Genomic DNA, 22,707 nt, shown 5'->3' with positions numbered 1-22,707 from the left:
TAACATTCAGCGCCCTTAAAATAACAAAACACAACTTAACGTTAACTTTTTAACTTTAAAACAGTTCTCCATTTAGGTAATTGTTAAACCATTTTATTAAACGCTTTCAAATTGGATATTTGTTTTAAACGTTTTTTAAAAATAATTAATCGCACTGCAAGCAACAGCTGATAAGGTAATAGCAAAGGAACTAACGTGTTTTTTGATCAACAGACTGTAGAGTAAAATGTATGTTAGAGCTAAGTAGTGAACTAGGCATTCTTGTGCTGCTGTTTTGCATTAGCAGCTATACGATAGTGGCTAAACGCCTATCATTCTCTTTAATTACGGCACCTATGGTATTTATAAGTGTTGGTTTACTCCTATCTCTTATAGGCTTTTTCACCAATGTAGAAATAGCAGAGACAACCCATTTAATTGCTGAAATAGCATTATTTGTACTGCTATTTTTAGACGCCTCACAGATTAATATAAAGCACCTCAAGTACAGAGATAACTGGCCATTAAGGATGTTATTGTTGGGGCTTCCTTTAAGCATTTTATTTGGAACACTAGTAGGTTTGTTACTATTTCCAAACTGGCCATGGACATTGATAGCCTTAGTTGCTGCGATAATGTCACCTACTGATGCGGCTTTGGGAGATGCCGTTTTTAAAAATAAATCTATTCCCGTTAACATTCGGCAAACTCTAACTATAGAAAGTGGTTTGAATGATGGTTTAGCGCTACCTTTTATTCTCTTTTTCGCAAGTTTAGTCACTGCAGCCACGAACGAACATAGCGCTAATTGGAACTGGCTTATTTTCGGAGGTAGCCAAGTTTTAGTAGGTATTTTAGTTGGTACGTCCATGGGATGGTTGAGTGGCAAAATATTTGTATTTGCTGAAGAGCGAAACCTAACCACTAGCCTTTACGAAGGTATTGGTGTGTTGGCACTTACTGGAACTTCCTATTTAACTGCTTCTATATTAGGTGGTAATGGATTTATTTCTGCATTTGTTGCGGGTCTCGCATTTGGTAATGTAGTAAAAGGTCATTGTCGTTTTATATATCAGTTCAGTGAAAGTGAAGGGCAACTGTTGGTGTGGTCTGCTTTCACCGCAATAGGGTTGGGGTTATTACCAGAAGCTATACGTCATTTAAGCTGGCCCATAGTTGGCTATATCTTTATTAGTTTATTTTTAGTGCGGCCACTGGCTATTTATATATCTTTAATAGGCGCCAAGATCCCTTTTGTTTCGAAGTTATTTTTAGGTTGGTTTGGACCTAGAGGTTTAGCCACCGCTTTGTTTGCCTTATTAGTGTCGAAGGATTTACTTGATGAGTATAGCCAGAGTATTTTAGTGGTAGCCATTAATGGCGTTTGGATCAGTGCGGTTTTACATGGAGTAACTGCCACGCCTTTAGGTAAATGGTACGGACATTACACCAAAGCACAAAGGTCAAAAAACCGTGACTAAACATTCTACTTAACTGAAATACAGAAGTAACCCAGATATCTAGAGTAACGCCAATCACAGTACGTTGCCTATACTTGTCTTATGTACTCATTAATTTCTAGAGAAGGTTTAATGTCTACTAGCCCCACTAATCACTGCCTTGTTTTTAACTGAGAAACGCATAAACGAAGATCTGATGATGCTTTTATATACCTCTTACATGGTCTTATTAGCGATAAGCACTAATAGAGAATACTCACTACTTGTTGAGAAGCAATTTTCATTAACCAAACTTAATCAAGAAGATGGGTTAAGCGGAATTTTTAATCGCCGTTTTTTTGATAAGTCCCTTGATAGCGCCTGGAAAACCTCAATGCGCTCACAGACATCAATGGTGTTAGTCTTGATAGATATAGACTTTTTTAAGAAAGTGAACGACCAGTACGGTCATGCAGTCGGTGATCAAGTTATCAAAAATGTGGCGGCTATTATTCAAAATTATTGCAGGCGGGAGAATGACGTAGCCGCTAGAATTGATGGTGAAGAGTTTGCTATGTTAACAAGCAACTATAGTCATGAAAATTTTGACATTATAGCTGAAAAAATAAGAGCTCAAATAGCATCAAAAAAAATGGAAATTGATGGAAATTCCATTGCTGTGAGTTGTAGTTTCGGGGTTGCTGTTACTATCCCTGCACAAGATAAATCCATTAGTGAGTTTTACAAACAAGCCGACACTTGTTTGTATGCAGCCAAAAATGCTGGAAGAAATCGTGTATTTTGTAAAAATTATTAAGACGAGTTACCACAACCAAGTTAGGATAAAAATATAAAAAAGGTAAAACATCCATGTCAGAGTTTCATTTAATACCAAGGGTTACTATCACCCATAGTCCAACTCCTTTAGAACACTTACCACGCTTATCCAAAGATTTAGGCTGTAATTTATATATAAAACGGGACGATTGTACTGGCCTAGCCGGTGGCGGCAACAAAACCCGAAAACTAGAATATTTAATTGCAGATGCACAACAACAAGGAGCAGATACTTTAGTAACAGTGGGGGGCTTACAGTCAAATCACGCGAGGCAAACAGCAGCAGCGGCTGCCAAATTTGGCTTTCAGTGTGAACTTATTTTAGAAGATGTAGCCGGTACGCCAAAAAAAGATTATTACCACAACGGTAATATGTTGTTAGACCGACTTCTCGGGGCAAAAATCCATGAACTAAGTCAGAGCCAAGACGCCTCTGAGTATGTAGATACATTATTAACCCAACTTAAAAATTCAGGCCGTAAACCATATTTTATTCCTATGGGCGGATCTAATGTTCTCGGTAGTTTAGGTTACGTACGCTGTGCTAATGAAATTTTACAACAGCTAGCAAAAGACAATATCCACATAGATCAAATTGTTTTAGCCTCTGGCAGTGCTGGGACACAAGCTGGCTTGTTAGCAGGATTAATTGCCGCTAAAGCAGATATTCCTGTACTAGGTATTGCAGTAAGTCGCTCGACCCAAGACCAAGAACAATTAGTTACAGAGCTTCTTAAAGAAACACTTACTGAACTTGGGATAAACCCTGACGAGGCAAACGGACGGGTATTTTCCAATGGTAATTATTATGGCGAAGGTTACGGCATCACTACCCCTTCTATGATTAACGCAGTGCAGCAATGTGCGCAGCTTGAAGGAGTATTACTTGATCCGGTTTATACTGGCAAAGCAATGGCAGGTTTAATCGACTTATGTGCCGAAGAAGTGATAAAACCTGACAGCCACCAGCTATTTTTACACACAGGAGGGAATCAAGGCTTATTTGGTTATCAAGAGTCTTTTTAAAGAATAAAACCCTACTCTGATTGCTGTAGTGCCGATATTTGCTCTTGAATTTTTTCGGCTTCTTCAGTGATCATAGAGTAAGATTTAATGTCCCCTTTTCTTTGTGCATGCATTGCTTGCTCAAGCTTCACTAAGTAGGCTTTTTCTAATTTTTTGATTGGATTTTTCTTAAATAGGTTGAACATAAGCGGTTCTCACAAATTATTTATGAGGTGTACGAAGACAAACTTGTTTTGGATTTGTTCATCAGCCCACTTTTGCTTCGGTGTAACAGGTAATGACTCTCGATTTGTTGAAATCCCCCTGTGAGCAAGATTTTAAGCTACATTGTTTAATGACAGACCAGACTAGATAAATATTAATGAAAACTAACTTCACTAAAAATATTGGCCCTTATGTATTAGATGAATTGCGTTTGGCAAAACAGGCAAGAGAAAACACCCATTATTCGCTAGAGTTTACATACCTAGAAAATGCCCATGTGCTTGGGCAAGGATCTACCTACTGGCATACAAAAGTTCATATTCTGATGTTGATTTGGGCGCTACGGACCGCCGATACTAAAGAGTTTGTAGGTCAATTTTTAAGAATTGTTGGTGCAATAAGTAAAACCTGTTTAGGTTTGGTCCCAATAGGGAATACTGGAGGGGCTAATATTAGCCCCTTCAAAACCTTACCTGTAAGTGAAAAGCTAGCAAGTAAGATTAAACAAGCTAAACAATAAGATAGTTACCTCTCTAAATACTGACACGCTTATAAGGCCTGTATTCTGGCAACCAAAAATTACGCTCAATACTGGCTTGTAAGTCTTCATCAGACATTTCTAAGGCAAAGCCCTGTTGCATCGCAACTTTAGCCACATCAAAAGCAATTTTTTTACTAAGTGATGCTATTTCACCAAGAGAAGGTAATAATTCGCCTGTACCTGTTTTTGCTAAAGGTGATGCGTTAGCCAATGCAGCACTGGTTGCCATAAGCATTTCATCACTAATAGAGGTGGCTTTACTTGCTAATACGCCAAGACCAATGCCTGGAAATATATAACTATTGTTACACTGGGCAATGGGGTAAGTTTTGCCATTAAACTCTACCGGTTTAAACGGGCTTCCGGTCGCAATAATGACATCTCCGTCGGTCCAGTTTATGACGTCTTCTGGGGTCGCTTCAACTTGTCGAGAAGGATTACTAAGGGGGAAGATAATAGGTAATTCACAACCTTTTTTCATGGTACGGATAACGTCTTCAGTGAACAGCCCTGATTGACCAGATACACCAATCAAAATGCCTGGTTTAGCACAATTCATCACATCCAATAAAGACGCGTACTCTCCACTATATGACCAATCACTAATGTTGTCATTAGACTGCATAAGGCGTTCTTGGAAATCTCGTAAACCTTGCATGCCTTGGGTCAGTAAACCAAAACGGTCAACCATGAAAACTTGGCTACGAGCTTGGGCATCAGAAATACCTTCGCTGCACATTTGCTTAATGATTTGTTCGGCAATACCGCACCCTGCAGAGCCTGCTCCAACAAAGGTCACGTTTTGCTCGCTCAGTTTAGCATTTTTACTTTTACAAGCCGCTAAAATAGTGCCAACCGTCACTGACGCTGTACCTTGAATATCATCATTAAAACAACAAATTTTATGACGATAACGCTCAAGTAATGGCATAGCATTAGGCTGTGCAAAATCTTCAAATTGCAGCATAACTTTAGGCCAACGGCGCTGAATAGCTTGAATAAACATATCAACAAACTCATCGTACTCCGCTTGACCAATACGCTTGTGCCTCGCTCCCATATACATAGGATCAGCTAAAAGCTTTTCATTGTTTGTCCCTACATCTAACATCACAGGTAAAGTATATGCTGGACTCACACCGCCACATGCAGTGTATAAAGATAACTTACCAATAGGGATCCCCATGCCACCAATCCCTTGATCGCCTAAGCCTAAGATTCGCTCACCATCAGTCACCACTATCACCTTAACTTGACGCTTAGTAGCATTTCGCAAGATGTCATCCATTTGATGACGCTCTGAATACGAAATAAACAAACCTCTAGAGCTACGATATATATCAGAAAACTGCTCGCAGGCATCCCCAACTGTCGGGGTATAAATGATAGGCATCATTTCATCTATGTGCTTTTGCACTAGGCGATAATATAAGGTTTCGTTGTTATCTTGAATCGCTCGTAAATAGATATGTTTGTTGATAGGCTCATCAAAACTTGAGTATTGCATATAGGCTCTGTCGACCTGTTCGCTAATACTTTCATAACGAGGTGGGATCAAGCCGGTTAAATTGAAAGCAACTCGTTCATCACTACTAAAAGCACTGCCTTTATTTAAAAGTGGGGTCTCTAAAAGAGACGGCCCCGAGTGGGGAATGTATAACGGATTAGGTTTTACCGGTTGAGGCATTATTTTAATATCCTGTGTGATAACTGATTGTTATAAATATTTAAACCTTGAGTCATTTTAAAATATATCTTCTAACTGGCTATTGCTTGACTCGCTATCTGAATCAGAATTTGAGATTTCAGAATCCGATACAAATACGTCTGGCTCTGTACCTTGAATGAAATACTCAAACATGGAAGTTTTATCTGTTCTGTTGGTTAATTTACCCGAGCTTTTATCTATGCGCTGGGTCACTAAATCGGTTGGCATAGGTAACAAGTGTTCCGGGACATCTGCAAGGGCCACTTTCATAAACCTTATCCAAGCCGGTTGAGCAGCCAGGGCTCCGGCTTCACTGCCCACCATAGCATTACCTATATAATTATATTTTTGGGGATTTTTATTCACCAAGTTTTGATTGGCAGTGGTACGACCCAAACGGCGGTTGTTGTCATCAAACCCTACCCAGGCTGTTGCCACTAAATCAGGAGTGAAACCACTAAACCACGTATCTCTCACATCATTTGTAGTTCCGGTTTTCCCAGCCACATCTTTACGTTTGAGTAACAAAGCCGTGCGCCAACCTGTCCCTCTATTGGCCCATGCACCATTTATTTGTACTGCAGAACGCATCATTTCTGCTACTAAAAATGCATTCTCTTCACTAATAACTCTAGGGGCTGATATTTTTTCTGAAACGGGTTTGGGAGTGGTTTCCTCAGCCTGCTGGTTATCTAAGCCAAACTCAGCAGCTAACAGAGCTTCAAGGTCATCTTCAGCTACATCATTGGCACTAGAGTCGGATACCTCATCACATGGGTCGCAGGCGTATACTGGATTGGCTTGCCATAGCACTTCACCCATTTCGTCTTCAATTCTTTGAATAAAATGCGGCTGAATCAAAAATCCACCATTTGCAATTGTGGCCATTGCAGTTACTACTTCTAATGGCGTATGCGAGCCCGAGCCCAAAGATACTGTTTCATCCCTTGGGATATCATCTTTATCAAAGCCAAACCTTGATAAATATTCTGCCACTGTGTCTAAACCTACAGCCCTTAGCAAACGCACAGATACTACATTTTTAGACTTACTCAGTGCCACTCGCATACGAATAGGCCCATCATATTCAGCGGGTGAGTTTTCAGGACGCCACGCATTTCCAGACCCAGCTTGCCACTGAGTTATAGGAGCATCGTTAATGATACTCGCTAAGGTATAGCCACTATCTAAAGCAGCAGAGTATATGAAAGGCTTAATGTTCGAGCCAACTTGCCTTTTAGCTTGTGTAGCACGGTTAAATTGACTCTGGTAAAAGCTATATCCTCCCACAACGGCTTGTACGGCACCATTTTTAGGGTCTAACGCTACCAGTGCACCTGTTGCCTCTGGAAATTGAGTCAACTGCCAATGGGAGTCTTCCTGCCTTTGACGGATCAGAATGAGCGCACCTTCTTGCAAAATATCACTGGCTGTTTTCGGGGCGGCACCTTGCTTGGCATCATTAATAAATGGTCTGGCCCAATCCAACCCATCCCAATCAATAATGCTGTACTTACCAGCTCGATTAAAGATAACTATGTCTCGTTCATTCACTTTTACAACAACTGCAGGTTCAAGAGATTCAAAGGTTCTAATTTGTTGCAAATGGGCCAACATTTTTTCTTCTGACCAAGGCTGATTATCTAGTACTTCACCATCAAGGTTTGCTGCCTCTTCTTTCTCGGCACCCCAGAGTTGCTGTAATGGACCATGATAACCATGTCTTTCATCATAATCGTGTAGGTTTCTTCGCACTGCGTATTGCGCAGCCGCTTGCAAATCTGATGTGGCTGTAGCGTAAATTTGGTAACCGCCCGTTTCTGCTTCATCTTTACCGTAAAGCTCGATCATCTCGCTGTAAATCACATCAGCCAGATATGGAGCATCAAGATCAATTTCTGCACCGTATTTTTTGGCTGTAACAGGGGCGGCAGCGGCTTCTTCAAATTGCGCACGTGTTATGTATTCTTCATCAAGCATACGCAATAAAACAATACGTCTTCTGGCAATTGAGCGTTCAGGGCGGCTAATTGGATTAAGAACGGAAGGTGCTTGGGGCAAACCTGCTATAGTCGCAACTTGGGCTAACGTAAGCTCGTTTAAAGATTTGCCATAATAAACTTGTGCAGCAGCGCCAAAACCAAATGCACGATGTCCTAATTCAACCTTGTTCAAATACAAGGCTAGAATTTCTTCTTTGCTTAGCACTTGCTCCATATGCCAAGCCAGAATAATCTCTCGAATTTTACGAATATATCGCTTTTCCCTAGTTAAAAAGAAATCACGGGCTAATTGCATGGTTAAGGTACTTCCCCCCTGCCCTTTCTCTCCAGTAACAACTAAATTAACTAAAGCTCGCATCATGCCGATAGGATCTATACCAGGATGATCATAAAAGCGGCTATCTTCAGTTGCAATTACAGCTTGTTTTAAGGTTTCAGGTATATCTTCAAGACTTAAAGGAATACGTCGTTTTACTCCGTATTGTGAAATAAGCTTACCGTCTTGAGTGTATATACGCATAGGCGTTTGTAGGCGCACGTCTTTGAGCACATCGACACTAGGCAGATCGGATTTGATATAAAAATAGGTACCTATAACGATGGCAACACCAACAAGAAACAGGCTTGAAACAACAATTAATACGGGTTTAAGTAATTTCACAAACAGACAATACCAAGGCAACTTCTTTTAAATGATCTACATTTTATACCTATGTACGCTTATTAGAACCATAAAATATAAAAAATTGCGTAATAATGCTTGCGTGAAATTCTTATTCTTCAATCGGGTGTGGAACAATTGAAAAAATTATTCGGTCCTAAAACACAGCAAATGATTGGCCTTGATATCGGTACTCGCTTTGTAAAAGCGGTTGTTTTAGAGAAATCAGCAGATCAATACAAGTTACAAGCATTTGCCTGTGAGCCTATTTCAGGCAATGCTTTCGCGGAACGTGAAATCAAAGATTTCGAAGCTGTCAGTCAAGCTCTTAAACGCGTAAAACTTGCACTTAAGAGTAAAAATAAGTTGGTAGCTATTGCGGTTGCAGGTTCAACTGTTCTCAATAAAGTAGTGCATATGGCGCCTGGTCAAACTGACATTGAGCTTGAAAGTCAAATTGAACTCGAAGCTGACAGCCTTATTCCCTATCCTTTAGATGAAGTTTATATAGATTTCGAAGAAATCAGTGATAGTGAAACCAGTAACAATAAAGTTGAAGTATTGCTAAGTGCTGTGCACAAAGACATAGTAGACAGGCGCATAACCATTTTAGGTGAAGAAGGTTATGAAGCCAAAATTGTAGATATTGAAAGCTATGCTTTAGGTACTGCTGTCGCAGAGTTTAGCAACAAGGACCCAGATGAATTAACTTGCTGCCTGAATATAGGGGCTAGTCACTTACAGTTTTGCGTGGTAAAAAATGGTCAAGCTATATATACAAAAGATCATAACTACGGCATGGATGCACTTATACAAGACTTATCGATGTTGTACTCACAAGACAGAGTGCAAATTGAACAACAATTAACCGACAACACCTTACCTGAAACATGGAAGCAAGATGCCTACCCTATGTTTTTAGCGAACTTGCAACAAAACATTAATCGCGCCATTCAAGTTTATATGAGTACCACGAACTCTCCTCGCCCCACTGATTTGATTATTTGCGGTGGTGGTTGTCACCTAAACACTTTACCAGAAGATTTAACAGCAGACTTAAGCCTGAATGTCACCATGTTTAACCCATTTTCAACTATGACCTGCAATGAAAAAATCAACCAAGCAAGTTTACAGCATGCAGCCCCTCAGCTACTTATAGCGTTAGGGTTAGCAAGTAGGAGTTTTCAACCATGGCACATATAAACTTATTGCCCTGGCGTGAAAGTCGCAGGGCAGAAGACAAAAAGAATTATTTAACATTACTTGCTGTGTTGGCGTTATGTGCCATTGGTTTAATGTTTTCAGTTGGGTATTTGGTAGACAATATGATTTCTAATCAAACCTATCGTAATAACTTTATTGAGCAACAAACCGTCTTACTCGACCAACAAATAGCAAAGATCAAAGATATTCAAAAAGACAAACAAGCTATTGAACAAAGAATGGCACTAATAGAACAACTTGAATCTAGCAGAAATGCTGTGCCTATTGTTTTAGATGAATTAGTGCGCTTAGTCCCTCCCGGTTTGTCATTTCGCAGTTTCTCTAGACGTGGCAATCGCATGGAAATTTTAGGGGTCAGCGAATCAAACAATCGTTTAGCCGACTTTATGCGTCAATTAGAAGATTCAGCAATATTTAGCAGCGGCGAAATATCCTCGATTAAAGCGGATACCTCAGCTTTAGAAGCAGTGAGTGATTTTAAGCTTACATTTACAATCAACCCCAGTGTCGCCCCAGATTTCTCTGCCACTAATGAAGGGGACAAAAAATGAAATTTGATTTCAATAAATTAAAAGAAATTAACGACTTAGATTTTGAGCAAGTAGCGGTATGGCCATTTGAAGTAAAAACAGTTGTTGTTTTGTTTGTTATCATATTGTCTTTAGTGGGCGGATATTATGGTTTAGTTAAATCAAAGTTACCTCTGCTAGAAAGCGCACAAAATAAAGAAGCTGATTTAAAACTGACCTTTCAAGCTAAATATAGAATAGCGGTTAATCTAAAAGCTTATGAAGAACAATTAACAAACTTACAAAATGACTTTTCATCTATGTTGAAATCGTTACCTACCAGTAACGAAACACCAGGTTTATTAGACGACATTACATTAGTAGGTACATCAGCAGGGTTAACCTTTAGACTACTCAATTGGCAACGGGAAATTCCTAAAGAATTTTACTCTGAGTTACCTATTGAAATGGAAGTAACAGGTGGATATCACGACTTTGGCCAGTTTGCATCTGAGATAGCGGGACTACCTCGAATTGTAACCGTACACGATTTTGAAGTGACTCAAGAAGAAAATACTCTTAAGTTACAAGTCCAAGCAAAAACCTACAGGGCCGCAGTGGATAATGAAACCTCTACATCAGTTTCAAAAGGAGGGGCAAAATGAAAGCTTTGAAACTTATAGTTGCCATAGCTGTGCTAAGTGGATGTGAGGCTAAAACTGATGATTTACAAACATTTATAGCAGAAGTAAAAGCCACTACATCGGTGAACATAGAACCTTACCCAGAGTTTGAAAGTAAACCCACTTTTGTTTACTCTGCAAAAACACTGAGGAGTCCGTTTCAACGTCCTCGGAATACTGGAGTTACCGTAAAAGTGACAACTCAACCTAATTGTGACCAACCCGATTTCAATAGAACCAAACAACCATTACAAGGATTTGGTATTGATGCGCTATCTGTAACCGGAGTTTTTGAATCAAATGGAAAACAGTGGGCGTTAATTCAAGCAAATACTGGTAGTTTATTTAAAGCAACTATTGGCGATTACCTTGGCTTATTTTTTGGAAAAATAAACTCAATTAAAAATGGCACCGTTTCATTTACAGAAATGCTACCTGATGGCGCTGGATGTTGGCAGAAAAAACAAGCCACACTCACCATGACTTCGAAGGCTGGAGAAAATAATGTCTAATCACGTAAATCATAATAAAAAAACTCATAATACAAATTCAACGTGGTTATATTTGCTAGTTGCATTCGTAGCACTGCTTTTAACGTCCAAGGCTAACAGCCAAGAGACAGACATGGCTTTAGTAGACTTAACCCCTGAGCCAAAAAGTGTATTTGTGTCTGAATTACAAAATGTAGAATTTAAACGTCTCGCCAATGGCGGAGCGCAAGCAAAATTACAATTCAGTAACGATGAATTTCAATTGCAATTAAGCAAAATGGAAGACCGCTTAAGATTGGTGTTACTAAAAACTGACTTAGGTTCCGAACAAATTTTCAAGATGGATGTAACTGACTTTGCAACTCCAGTAAAAATGATCGAGACCTTTCAAGATGACGAACAAAGTCGAGTAGAGTTTTATACCAACGACAGAGTATCGTTCCGCCATCAAAAATCATCAAATAGCTTAATCATCGAAATTGAAAAACGTAAAGCTGATGCACCTGCTGAACAAGAGCAAACAAATTTTGAAGGTGAGCCCATTTCTCTAGACTTTCAAGATGTACCTGTAAGACAGGTATTACAAATTATTGCGCAAGTTAATGGCTTTAACCTAGTTACAACCGACACAGTAAATGGCAACGTCACCATAAGCTTATCAGGTGTACCATGGGACCAGGCACTAGATATGATCTTGAAAATTAAAGGCTTAGATAAACGTCTTGAAGGTAATATATTGTTAATTGCCCCTACTGAAGAGTTAACTGCTAGGGAAACTCAGCAACTTCAATCTAAACAACAAGTAGCGGAATTAGCACCGTTAGTATCGACAAATGTACAAATTAACTATGCAAAAGCGAATGATTTAGCTGAAATTTTAAAAGGGACTGAAAACAGTATTCTCACCCCTAGAGGCAGTGTCGCGGTTGATGAAAGAACCAATACTTTATTACTCCGTGATACCCAGCTATCAATTGACGAAGCTACAGCCCTAGTTAAAGCTTTAGATATACCTATTAAACAGGTTTTAATTGAATCACGTATGGTAACAGTCAGAGATAATGCGAGTGAGGCCTTAGGTGTACAATGGGGCGTAAGCAACACTTTTGGTGACGGAGCCGTATCTGGCACCTTAGCCGGCGCTGATGCTCTTGCCAGTGGCTCTGCATCAACGACCACAGACAGGCTTAATGTTGCTTTACCTGTATCTAACCCAGCGGGCAGTATTGGGATTCAAATAGCCCGTTTACTTGACGGTACTATTATTGATTTAGAATTGTCAGCCCTAGAGTCTGAAAACAAAGGTGAAGTTATTGCCAGCCCGCGTATTACGGTTGCGAATCAACATGAAGCATATATTGAACAAGGTACAGAAATTCCCTATGTTGAAGCGACTTCAAGTGGTGCAACTTCAGTTGAGTTTAAAAAAGCCGTGCTAAGCTTGAAAGTCACCCCTCATATCACACCTGACGACCGTATTATTTTAGATTTAGTCGTAACACAAGATACCCGTGGAGATACAGTTACGACTTCCACTGGTGATGCTGTCGCAATTGATACCCAAGAAATTAGTACACAGGTTTTAGTGGCAAATGGCGAAACCATAGTATTAGGGGGGATTTTTCAACAAACTAGTACTAACGACATAAGCAAGATTCCATTATTAGGTGACTTACCTTTTGTGGGGGCTTTATTTAGAAATACCTCTGAGGTTTTAGAAAAAAGAGAGCTTCTAATTTTTGTTACACCTAAAATTGTAAATGAAGAGTTGAGTGCAAACTAAACTTTAGACTCAAGCTTAAGCAACACAATTTAACCGCTTAATCTCTAGATTAAGCGGGTTTTTGTTGTATAAATGTAGGTTTCGTTTTACAAAGCTTGCAAAATTCACGATAAAACTGAGATAATCGCGAACTCGATTTTTAGACGAGGTCTGGTTAATCCATAAAAGGGTAGCCGCACAATACTTTTCTACCCCTTAAATAAACTAAGTTGTGATATAAGCAAAAATGGCCGAAAAACGTAATATATTCCTAATTGGTCCGATGGGTGCAGGTAAAAGCACTATCGGAAGACACCTAGCAGATGAACTTCATTTAGAATTCTTTGACTCAGATCAAGAAATCGAAAAACGCGCAGGCGCAGATATCGCCTGGATTTTCGATATTGAAGGAGAGGATGGATTCCGCTTACGTGAAGAAAACGTTATTAATGATTTAACAGACAAGCAAGGCATTGTCTTAGCAACTGGCGGAGGCTCTATCGTTACTAAAAACGTACGCAATCGTCTATCTGCTCGTGGCATAGTTGTATACCTTCAAACTACCATTGATAAACAAGTGGCAAGAACACAAAGAGACAAACGTCGTCCGCTACTACAAAAAGATGATCCTGAAACAGTATTACGTAACTTAGCAGAAGAGCGTAACCCTCTGTATGAAGACGCTGCAGACTATATCGTTGAAACTGACGACCAAAGTGCGAGAGCTGTCGCGAATCAAATTATTGATAAAATAGGTCTTTAATTCACATCACTTTTAAAATAGGGCAGTCACTATGGCAAAACTAACAGTTGAGTTGGGTGAGCGTAGCTACCCTATTTTAATTCAGGCTAATTTACTTGAAACACCAGAGGTTCTTACCTCACATCTTAAAACTAACAAAGTTATCGTCATTACTAACGATATAGTTGAGCCACTCTATTACACTCAAGTTGAAACGGCTTTAATTGGTTATGAAGTTAATAAAATAGTACTTCCTGATGGTGAACAACATAAAAGCCTCAAAAGCTTCGAGCTTGTTATCACTCAACTTTTAGAAATGTCAGCAGCTCGCGATACCACACTTATCGCATTAGGCGGTGGCGTGGTTGGCGATTTGACTGGGTTTGTCGCTGCAAGCTTTCAAAGAGGTATGCCCTTTATTCAAATACCTACCACCTTGTTATCACAAGTTGATTCCTCAGTAGGAGGAAAAACCGCAGTTAACCACCCTCTTGGTAAAAATATGATCGGTGCATTTTACCAACCTAAAGCGGTTTTAATTGACACAAATAGCCTAAGTACCCTGCCTACAAGAGAGTTTGCAGCAGGAATGGCAGAAGTCATTAAATATGGTGTGATTTATGATTATGAGTTTTTTGTTTGGTTAGAGCAAAACCAATCAGCCATAAAACATCAAGACCAAGAAGCGTTGCAATATATGATTGCTAGGTGCTGCGAAATTAAAGCCGAGATTGTTGCAATTGACGAAAGAGAATCAGGCCTTAGAGCAATTCTGAATTTAGGCCATACTTTTGGTCATGCCATTGAAGCAGAGCAAGGCTATGGTAACTGGTTACACGGTGAAGCTGTAGCAGCAGGCATTGTTCTTGCTACTGCAGTAGCAGTTGATATGAATTGGCTTAAAGCGTCAGAATTTAGTCGCGTAGAGTTATTACTTCAAGCGTTTGATTTACCAATAGCAGCGCCGAGTACTATGTCTTATGACGATTTTGTAAAACACATGCGTCATGACAAAAAAGTACAAGCAGGTGAATTGTTTTTTGTTATTCCAGAGAGCATTGGTAAAGCCGTAGTTACCAACAAGGTAAGTGAAGACACTTTAAGGTCAATTCTTTCGTAATTTGTTACCCATTGCAGTTTTGTTGTGGGTAAGTAGACCCTAGGCAAAAAAGAAATGGCAACCACAGAGCTAAGCGACCGTTTAGATTATTTAATTAGTTATTCCTCCCAACTGGTATTTGTTTGTACAGATAAAATCAAACAACAATCCCGTGTGGTAGAGAGCTTTTTAAGCCAGCAAGATGACCAAACCGATGTAGCCCTTGTCAACGCAGACCCTCTTACTCCACTCGCTAGTTACCGAGAAACAATTTTCAAGCAATTGCTTACCAATACACAAAATGTTGACTTTCATCGCCCACTAAATCAATTATTAGCTCCGTTAAATAACAAGGATGGCACTGTACTTATTAGTATTTTCCAGGCCGATAACCTCCCTAATAAACTCGTAAAAGAAATCTGGGAGTTAGTTTTACAAAGCCGATTTGCAAACAATAAACAACATCTAAACGTATTGTTAATGGGTGAATCAAGCTGGGCTGAACAGATGAAATCAGGATTAGCTTCTCACTCTAGAGAGAAGCCAATCATACTAAAAAGTAGTATTAGTCCTATCACAGAGAGCAGTACCTTAGGTGAAGAAAATTTTGAGTCCCTAGAACATACCGATTTAGAGGCATTTCTTCAACATAACCGTCAAAAATTTGCTGAACGAATAAAAGATAGAAACCAAAGTACCTATGTTCATACACCTTTATTAAAAAAATGGTGGATGATAACCCTACTTAGTATGGTTTTTGTACTCACATTTGCTGGCATTTTGAGTTGGCAGTATTCTGACAACATCCTTAAGTGGGTAGCAGCTTACAACACTGTAGAAGCTGTCAATGAAACGCCTTCGCTCCCAATAAAGGTCGAAAAATCAAGTCAAATTAATGAAGAACCCATTGCTGATAAGACTCAAACCAGCGAACAATTGCCCAAGTTAGAGATACAGCATGATTTAAACACTTTATTAGTGACTGATTGGAAAACGGCAGTCGCAGAGGTTGAAGGTAAAGTAGCATCAAAAGTAGACACACAAGTACCAATTAAGAGTGATGTAATGATCACCGAGCTAGCAACTGAAAAAGCCTCAGAGTTGCCTGTATCTGCGCCCCCTGAATTGATTGTAACTAACATTGAAACCTCAACACCTCAGAAAGCTTCGATTGAGCAAGACTATGCTGTACCAGATATCACTTCTGAACCTCAGAGCACTGTTGTAGCAGAAACCTCAGCTTCCCAGCTTCCAGAGCTAAAAACAGCTGAGACCCAATATTTGAATGATATTGATGCAGTATCAGCATTGCCAGACTCTCATTTCGTTATTCAAATTGCCGCCATGACAAATTTCAATGCATTGATGAATTATATCAAGGATGAAAAATTAGAATCTCAAATTTGGATTTACCCAACCTACCGAAATACAGTGAAATGGTATGTGCTTTTAAACAATCAAAGCTTCCCGTCAATTGAAGCGGCAAACTTACATAGCCAAAAGTTACCAGCTGCAATGCTTCGAAATAGTCCTTTTGTGAAACGAGTAATGCAAATAAAACAAGAAATCGCCATACAAGTTGATTAAGCTAATTGTTGTTTTCATCATAGGCCGTTACAATTCGGCCTGATAAAATTCGTATCTCAGTTTGGTAGAACATTGGCTGTAATAAAAGACAAAAAAAACAGAGCTTTTTTAAAATGGGCCGGTGGAAAATATAAGTTAATTGAAGACTTAAAAGCCAAGCTACCTGATGGAAACAAATTAATTGAGCCTTTCGTAGGCGCTGGTTCTGTATTTTTAAATACCCAATACCCGCGTTATCTCCTTAACGACATCAATCCAGATCTCATCAATCTATATAATATTGTCAAAAAGCAAGCCGATAAGTACGTGAAAGATAGTATAGAGTTGTTTACCGCAGTGAATAATGCCGAACAACGCTATTACGAAATAAGGCAAGAGTTTAATCAAACCAATGACTTGTACGAAAGAGCAGTATTCTTTTTATATTTGAATAGGCACGGCTATAACGGCTTATGCCGCTACAATAATAGTGGCAAGTTTAATGTTCCTTTTGGTCGCTATAAAGCCCCATACTATCCCGAAAAAGAAATTCACTTTTTTGCTGAAAAGTCTCAGCAAGCCATATTTACCTGCACCTCTTTCGAGAAGGTATTTGCCAAAGCCCGCCAAGGTGCGATTATTTATTGTGACCCGCCTTATGCTCCAATTAGTAAAACGGCTATGTTCAATAGTTACGCAAAGGGAGGCTTTACTTTAGATAACCAAATAAAGCTAGCTGATTTAGCAAAACGAGCAAGTGAAACACGAAACATACCGGTTTTAGTCAGTAATCATGATACCGAATTTACAAGAGACATATATCAAGGTGCAGATATTACAAAGCTGCAAGTTAGTCGCTTTATTAGTCAAAATGGCAACAAAAGGCTAAAAGTAGCAGAGTTATTGGCTTTATATTCTAAAAAATAGCAGCAAGCTGTAACTGACGTACTAATGGTGATGCGCTTTATCTGAAGAATCTGCAGCACGGGAAAGCAACTCTAATAAATCTATAAAGTGAAATTGATAAGAGCTGGAATGGCCGGTGAACCAAGATGTCCAACTGATACTTTGAGACTCTTTTGCAGCACAACGATTTATAGGATGGCTCAGAGGCAAAGAATGCTGAAAAGCAACATTTTCTGGGCAATCTGCAAAATTGTGTTGTTGGTAACTTGATAGGTTTAAAAAACCAAACAATGCAATTACCATTACGCCAATGAAAGCGGTACTTCCGATAGTAGATGAAAATCTTAGCTTCTTTGTCATAATCTTATCTGCACTGAAACAATTTGTTGCATTATACTACTGCACAAAAAACCATCACACTCCATTTACCTTAGCTACTAGTTAATTCGTCGTACCATTTATATAAGATATAAAAAAGGCGCTTAATAGCGCCTTTAAAGAAACAAAATTAATTATTACTGATTAAAGATCAAATGACTTACTCAAAGAGAAGTACATAGCTTCGTCGTCATCAAGGTCTGCACCACTTACAATAACCCCAACACCTACATCAAAGCCGCCGATTTCTGTGCCATACGCTAGTTCAAAGTACTCACCGTCAAAGTCCTTGCCCCAAGAACCGATAGTGCCTGAGAAACTGCCAAATTCTAAGCTTAATCCAATAAAGCTATAATCCGCTTCAGGGTCACCTTCAACCACCATATCATCTTCATCAAAATAGTCATCTGAACCATCCCAAGTACCCACACTATATTCAAAACTGAACATTTCGTAGCCAGCACTTAGATTAATTTCATTATAGGCACTATCAAAATCACCAGTATATTGATAACTAGTGAAACCTGCACCAAGGGCAATACCACTGTCAAGCTCAAAGCCATATCCAGCATAAAAATCAACTTCTAGACCATCTGCTACATCAGCAGCCCAAGTCCCTACATAAAAACCGCCATTTTCATAATCTAAACCAGCACTAGTTGAACCCGCATCCGTTTGTTGAATTCCGCGGAAATGATACTCAGATACATATCCTATATTGGCACTCAAGCTACCTTCCGCTGAGGCCAATTGGCTAAAGCTTGATGCTGCTAGTAATGTGGCAGTGATTGCAGTTAATTTAAAAGTTTTCATGTATTGTGTTACTCCGATTATTATTAAAATTTTACTGTTTTTTTATCATATTATTTTTATTATTTGCCTACTGAAAGCAAATCCAATGCCTATAAAAAAACGTACAATGATTGTACTTGGGAAACAATCTATCCATTTGTTTTAATTAAATATTTTTTAACAACACGTGAAATTAATTAACTCAATTAATTTCTTTTTAATATGAATTTGTGCACCAAAAAATAATTTACGAACCATTTTGGTGCAAAACTACGGACTTTCATCCCTATTCAGGTTTAGATAAAATATTGAATCACTTACATACGAGACAATCATGAATAAACATCCTTACCTCATTGCCCCATCTATCTTATCTGCAGATTTCACTCGGCTAGGCGAGGAGGTTGACAACGTTTTAGCCGCAGGTGCTGATGTAGTGCATTTTGACGTGATGGACAATCACTATGTACCCAACTTAACTATTGGACCTTTGGTGTGTGAAGCATTAAGAAAAAAAGGGCTAACCGCCGATATTGACGTGCACCTTATGGTGCAACCAGTAGATGATATGATAAAGCAGTTTGCTGATGCTGGAGCCAGTTACATTAGCTTTCACCCAGAAGCTTCGCAGCATATAGACCGAAGTTTGCAATTAATTATCGACAATGGCTGTAAACCAGGATTAGTGTTTAACCCTGCGACACCTTTAACACACCTTGATCATGTTATGCATAAGCTACATCACATATTATTAATGTCGGTAAATCCTGGCTTTGGTGGCCAAAGTTTCATTCCAGAATCTCTTGATAAACTGCGCAAAACTAGAAATTTAATAGATAGTTCTGGCTATGATATACGATTAGAAATTGACGGGGGCGTAAAAATCGATAATATTCGCGCCATTGCAGAAGCTGGTGCTGATATGTTTGTAGCAGGGTCAGCGATTTTCGGTCAAGCAGATTACCGAGATGTAATCAATAAAATGCGAGCGGAGCTTGCTTTAGCTAACTAAAAAAGCTCCCGTAACCAAACAATTAAAAAATTAAAGATAATAGAAGCATATATGACTAAACCAATTGTACTCAGTGGCTGCCAGCCTTCAGGTCAACTTACCATAGGAAACTATATAGGCGCTCTACGTCAATGGGTGAACATGCAAGATGACCATGACTGCCTTTATATGCTTGTTGATTTACATGCCATTACTGTCAGGCAAGACCCTAAAGCACTTCATCAAGCATGTTTAGATGGGCTGGCCTTGTATGTGGCTTGCGGCATCAGCCCTCAAAAAAGCACGATTTTTATGCAGTCTCATGTGCCTGAACATACTCAGTTGGGCTGGATAATGAACTGTTATGCGCAAATGGGTGAGTTGAATCGTATGACACAATTCAAAGACAAGTCAGCCAAAAACGTTTCTAATATCAACTCTGGCTTATATACATACCCTGCGTTAATGGCAGCAGATATATTATTGTATCAAGCCAATCAAGTTCCGGTGGGCGATGATCAAAAACAACACTTAGAATTAACCCGAGATATTGCGACACGCTTTAATAATTTATATGGCGATACCTTTACAGTACCTGAACCTTTCATTCCTGAGTTTGGCGCTAGGGTAATGAGCTTACAAGACCCAACTAAAAAGATGTCAAAGTCTGATGACAATGTAAATAATTTTGTTGGTCTATTGGAAGATCCTAAAAAGATCGCCAAAAAGATAAAACGAGCAGTCACTGACTCTGACGAACAGGCACGCATTTACTTTGATATAAAAGAAAAGCCCGGTGTATCTAATCTCTTAACTCTATTATCTTGTGCAACAAATCAGTCTGTAGATAGTTTAGTACCTGAATATGAAGGCAAAATGTATGGGCACCTTAAAACAGATGTTGCTGATGCCGTTGTGGCACTACTTGAACCCATTCAAGAAAAGTTTCATGCACTACGGGAAGACCAAGCTGAACTAGATAAAATTATGAAAAGTGGGGCTGAAAAAGCAAGTGAGCGCGCCTCTAAGACTCTTGAAAAAGTCTACGATGCAGTAGGGTTTATCAAACGTCCTTAATTTTTTATGCTTTTATTAATTGATAATTATGACTCTTTTACCCACAATTTGGCCCGCTATTTTGTAGAGTTGGGGCAAGATGTAAACATAGTGCGTAATGACCAGGTTAGCTGCGACGATATTGCAGCATTAACCCCTCAATATTTGGTATTTTCGCCCGGTCCATGTACACCAAATGAAGCAGGTATTACACTTGAGGCAATTCGTCATTTTGCTGGAAAAATACCAATATTAGGGGTCTGTTTAGGACACCAAGCCATTGGCCAAGTTTTTGGTGCTAGGGTAATCAATGCAAATAAAGTAATACATGGTAAGACTGACCAAGTATTCCACAGCTCTTCGATTTTATTTAAAGGTATTAAAAGCCCTTTTAGGGCAACACGTTACCATTCACTTTTACTTCAAGCCCAAACTATACCAAAAGAATTTAAGGTCACGGCATGGTGTGGTGATGAGCAATTCCACCCAGAACTCAAAACTAATGTAAAAGTTGCAGGAGAGGTAATGGCTATTGAGCACAAAAGTTTGCCCATTTTTGGAGTGCAGTTTCATCCAGAGTCGCTATTGACTGAATATGGACATGAGTTACTTAATAATTTCTTAAAATGCACTTAATAAAAAAATTAGTTAAAGTAAACCTAAGCGAATTCCGTTAAAGACTTATGGATAAATACTGTTAATAATGGTGTTAGCTCTGTCTCTGTGTAAAATCACGTTAGAGACTAAAATAGCTGACAAATAAATTGACGCGGTAACATTCATTCAGCCTTAAACGATAAAACTAACAACGAATAAGAAACCTTACATTAAATGAGCCAACCCTTACCCATCGACCAACTAATTAAGATCCGCTTTGATGATTTGTTTTTAGATTTAAAACAAGCACAACAAAATTTAATGCAAGATGGAAAACCTAAATTAAGTAAAATTGAAATCGCTCAAAGTAAAACAGCACGGTCACTGCTGCGGGTTGAAAAGCAAGCGATTCAAGAAAAAGACTTAAATATCAAATCAGAGTTATCCTTCATAAATTCAATATCTGACCAAGTAAATAGTGAAATACAAACGCAATTAGCCGCAAGTCTGATTGATGTAGATTTTTTATATAACAAAGTATTGGGGTTAGATAGCGCTACGCCACAGTTATTAGATGCAACAAGTTTAAAAGCCGCCACAATTTCATCAATCGAGCCTTTAGCAGCCAACGTACCATGGTTTTATAATGATTTGTTAAAAATGATTAACCAACCTAAATACAGAAGAACAGACAGCAAAGGTAAGCTAGTCGTGGTTGATAATATGAGAGCGGCATTAGGCTTTTTTGGCATAGAAAACCTGACCACAGTCGTCACTTGCTTAGCTTTTAGGCGCGTATTGCCGCAAATAACAGACCCCTACCCCACTATAAAAACGAGGATATGGGAAGAGGCCTTAGCAAGCGCCTTAGCTTCTAAAAAAATAGCACGCGCTGCCGGCCTAAATCACAACCATGCTTTTTGTCTTGGCATGTTTAGGCAGCTTGGCAAAATAGTGATTACTAAACTGTATTTTAGAATATTTGATAGTGTGCAAATACAAGCTTTAAAAGAAACAGAAGCTGCTCGTAAACATGATGAGCATTTAGCCCTATTAAAACTCACTCCTTCAGGTCACTTTCTTAACCACTTAAACTCAGAGTATGCTCTAAAAACAAGCACCCAACTTATACAAAAAATGGATTTAAAGAGGGTATTTATTGGCAATGCCATGCAAGAGTTAGTGGAAAACAAATGTGCTGCGGACATTTCGGCTTTAGCAAAGGCGGTAGAACAAGGTCATGGATACGCACAATATAGAATATTAAAAAGCTACAAATTAATTGATTTACAACAATCGAAAGACTTTGTAAGAAGCCTAAATATGCCTAAAGGATACCTTGAAATACTGAAGAATACCGACCTTCGAACCTTGGACCTTACATTTGGTGCAGAATAATTTTTACGCATATTAATGCAAAATCACTAATTTGTACCTCCACAATTAAGGCGCTGTAATAATAGTAACGACTCTACCCAGAAGAATTTTAATCCCCGAAATATAAATTAATAGT

The 22,707-nt window shown here is 39.0% G+C and carries 22 protein-coding genes; 17 read left to right on the top strand and 5 right to left on the bottom strand.

The window, feature by feature from the left end; genetic code table 11:
- Positions 1-230: 230 nt before the first annotated feature.
- From ABJE44_RS20120 to ABJE44_RS20110, 3 genes are all read left to right on the top strand, one after another.
- Positions 231-1,460 (top strand): cation:proton antiporter, encoded by a 1,230-nt coding sequence (locus tag ABJE44_RS20120; protein ID WP_348112068.1) that lies wholly within the window; start codon positions 231-233, stop codon positions 1,458-1,460.
- Between the two features lie 175 nt (positions 1,461-1,635).
- Positions 1,636-2,235 carry a GGDEF domain-containing protein gene (locus ABJE44_RS20115; protein WP_348112069.1) on the top strand — a complete coding sequence of 200 codons (600 nt, stop codon included), beginning with the start codon at positions 1,636-1,638 and terminating at the stop codon, positions 2,233-2,235.
- A gap of 53 nt (positions 2,236-2,288) precedes the next feature.
- On the top strand, positions 2,289-3,281 hold the full coding sequence (locus ABJE44_RS20110) for a D-cysteine desulfhydrase (RefSeq protein WP_348112070.1): 993 nt from the start codon (positions 2,289-2,291) through the stop codon (positions 3,279-3,281).
- Positions 3,282-3,292: 11 nt separating this feature from the next.
- On the opposite strand, the gene ABJE44_RS20105 is transcribed toward ABJE44_RS20110, so the two are convergent.
- Positions 3,293-3,466 (bottom strand): DUF6435 family protein, encoded by a 174-nt coding sequence (locus ABJE44_RS20105; RefSeq protein ID WP_348112071.1) that lies wholly within the window; start codon positions 3,464-3,466, stop codon positions 3,293-3,295.
- 176 nt (positions 3,467-3,642) lie between these two features.
- On the opposite strand from ABJE44_RS20105, the gene ABJE44_RS20100 reads away from it, so the two are divergent.
- The gene (locus ABJE44_RS20100; protein ID WP_348112072.1) at positions 3,643-4,005 is read left to right on the top strand and encodes a DUF3703 domain-containing protein; all 363 of its coding nucleotides are present in this window, start codon (positions 3,643-3,645) and stop codon (positions 4,003-4,005) included.
- Between the two features lie 13 nt (positions 4,006-4,018).
- Here the strand turns inward: ABJE44_RS20100 and ABJE44_RS20095 are convergent, their stop codons facing one another.
- Both ABJE44_RS20095 and ABJE44_RS20090 read right to left on the bottom strand, forming a co-directional pair.
- Entirely contained in the window at positions 4,019-5,713 is a 1,695-nt protein-coding gene (locus tag ABJE44_RS20095; RefSeq protein WP_348112073.1) for an NAD-dependent malic enzyme, read from the bottom strand.
- Between the two features lie 57 nt (positions 5,714-5,770).
- Positions 5,771-8,398, bottom strand: coding sequence for a penicillin-binding protein 1A (locus tag ABJE44_RS20090; protein WP_348112074.1), 2,628 nt, complete (start codon positions 8,396-8,398; stop codon positions 5,771-5,773).
- Positions 8,399-8,569: 171 nt separating this feature from the next.
- Between ABJE44_RS20090 and pilM the strand changes: the two genes are divergently transcribed.
- From pilM to ABJE44_RS20045, 9 genes are all read left to right on the top strand, one after another.
- Entirely contained in the window at positions 8,570-9,601 is a 1,032-nt protein-coding gene (gene pilM, locus ABJE44_RS20085) for a type IV pilus assembly protein PilM (RefSeq protein ID WP_348112110.1), read from the top strand.
- Positions 9,589-10,173 carry a PilN domain-containing protein gene (locus tag ABJE44_RS20080; protein ID WP_348112075.1) on the top strand — a complete coding sequence of 195 codons (585 nt, stop codon included), beginning with the start codon at positions 9,589-9,591 and terminating at the stop codon, positions 10,171-10,173. The genes pilM and ABJE44_RS20080 overlap by 13 nt, the downstream gene beginning before the upstream one ends.
- Positions 10,170-10,796, top strand: a complete 627-nt coding sequence (locus tag ABJE44_RS20075; RefSeq protein WP_348112076.1) for a type 4a pilus biogenesis protein PilO — start codon at positions 10,170-10,172, stop codon at positions 10,794-10,796. Before ABJE44_RS20080 ends, ABJE44_RS20075 begins: the two co-directional genes overlap by 4 nt.
- Entirely contained in the window at positions 10,793-11,326 is a 534-nt protein-coding gene (locus ABJE44_RS20070; RefSeq protein WP_133470812.1) for a pilus assembly protein PilP, read from the top strand. The genes ABJE44_RS20075 and ABJE44_RS20070 overlap by 4 nt, the downstream gene beginning before the upstream one ends.
- Positions 11,319-13,088, top strand: a complete 1,770-nt coding sequence (locus tag ABJE44_RS20065; protein ID WP_348112077.1) for a type IV pilus secretin PilQ family protein — start codon at positions 11,319-11,321, stop codon at positions 13,086-13,088. The genes ABJE44_RS20070 and ABJE44_RS20065 overlap by 8 nt, the downstream gene beginning before the upstream one ends.
- Before the next feature lie 226 nt (positions 13,089-13,314).
- The gene (aroK, locus tag ABJE44_RS20060; protein ID WP_133470810.1) at positions 13,315-13,830 is read left to right on the top strand and encodes a shikimate kinase AroK; all 516 of its coding nucleotides are present in this window, start codon (positions 13,315-13,317) and stop codon (positions 13,828-13,830) included.
- A gap of 31 nt (positions 13,831-13,861) precedes the next feature.
- On the top strand, positions 13,862-14,929 hold the full coding sequence (gene aroB / locus ABJE44_RS20055; RefSeq protein WP_348112078.1) for a 3-dehydroquinate synthase: 1,068 nt from the start codon (positions 13,862-13,864) through the stop codon (positions 14,927-14,929).
- A 54-nt stretch (positions 14,930-14,983) separates the two neighbouring features.
- Positions 14,984-16,495 carry a DamX protein gene (locus ABJE44_RS20050; protein WP_348112079.1) on the top strand — a complete coding sequence of 504 codons (1,512 nt, stop codon included), beginning with the start codon at positions 14,984-14,986 and terminating at the stop codon, positions 16,493-16,495.
- 81 nt (positions 16,496-16,576) lie between these two features.
- The gene (locus tag ABJE44_RS20045) at positions 16,577-17,401 is read left to right on the top strand and encodes a Dam family site-specific DNA-(adenine-N6)-methyltransferase (RefSeq protein WP_348112111.1); all 825 of its coding nucleotides are present in this window, start codon (positions 16,577-16,579) and stop codon (positions 17,399-17,401) included.
- A 21-nt stretch (positions 17,402-17,422) separates the two neighbouring features.
- Here the strand turns inward: ABJE44_RS20045 and ABJE44_RS20040 are convergent, their stop codons facing one another.
- Together ABJE44_RS20040 and ABJE44_RS20035 are read right to left on the bottom strand one after the other, a co-directional pair.
- Complete coding sequence (locus ABJE44_RS20040; protein ID WP_348112080.1) at positions 17,423-17,740, bottom strand: hypothetical protein; 318 nt, start codon at positions 17,738-17,740, stop codon at positions 17,423-17,425.
- A 162-nt stretch (positions 17,741-17,902) separates the two neighbouring features.
- Positions 17,903-18,571 (bottom strand): TorF family putative porin, encoded by a 669-nt coding sequence (locus ABJE44_RS20035; protein WP_348112081.1) that lies wholly within the window; start codon positions 18,569-18,571, stop codon positions 17,903-17,905.
- Positions 18,572-18,884: 313 nt separating this feature from the next.
- Here ABJE44_RS20035 and rpe point away from each other — a divergent pair, with 313 nt between their 5' ends.
- From rpe to ABJE44_RS20015, 4 genes are all read left to right on the top strand, one after another.
- Entirely contained in the window at positions 18,885-19,562 is a 678-nt protein-coding gene (rpe, locus tag ABJE44_RS20030; protein WP_348112082.1) for a ribulose-phosphate 3-epimerase, read from the top strand.
- A 51-nt stretch (positions 19,563-19,613) separates the two neighbouring features.
- Entirely contained in the window at positions 19,614-20,618 is a 1,005-nt protein-coding gene (trpS, locus tag ABJE44_RS20025) for a tryptophan--tRNA ligase (RefSeq protein ID WP_348112083.1), read from the top strand.
- A 6-nt stretch (positions 20,619-20,624) separates the two neighbouring features.
- On the top strand, positions 20,625-21,233 hold the full coding sequence (locus ABJE44_RS20020) for an aminodeoxychorismate/anthranilate synthase component II (protein WP_348112084.1): 609 nt from the start codon (positions 20,625-20,627) through the stop codon (positions 21,231-21,233).
- A gap of 195 nt (positions 21,234-21,428) precedes the next feature.
- Positions 21,429-22,592 (top strand): HDOD domain-containing protein, encoded by a 1,164-nt coding sequence (locus ABJE44_RS20015; protein WP_348112085.1) that lies wholly within the window; start codon positions 21,429-21,431, stop codon positions 22,590-22,592.
- The last annotated feature ends 115 nt before the right edge of the window (positions 22,593-22,707 follow it).

This window comes from Paraglaciecola sp., assembly GCF_039942875.1.
GTDB lineage: Bacteria > Pseudomonadota > Gammaproteobacteria > Enterobacterales > Alteromonadaceae > Paraglaciecola.
The sequence above is the reverse complement of the archived record's forward strand: the minus strand, read 5'-3'. Positions and strand labels throughout refer to the sequence as shown.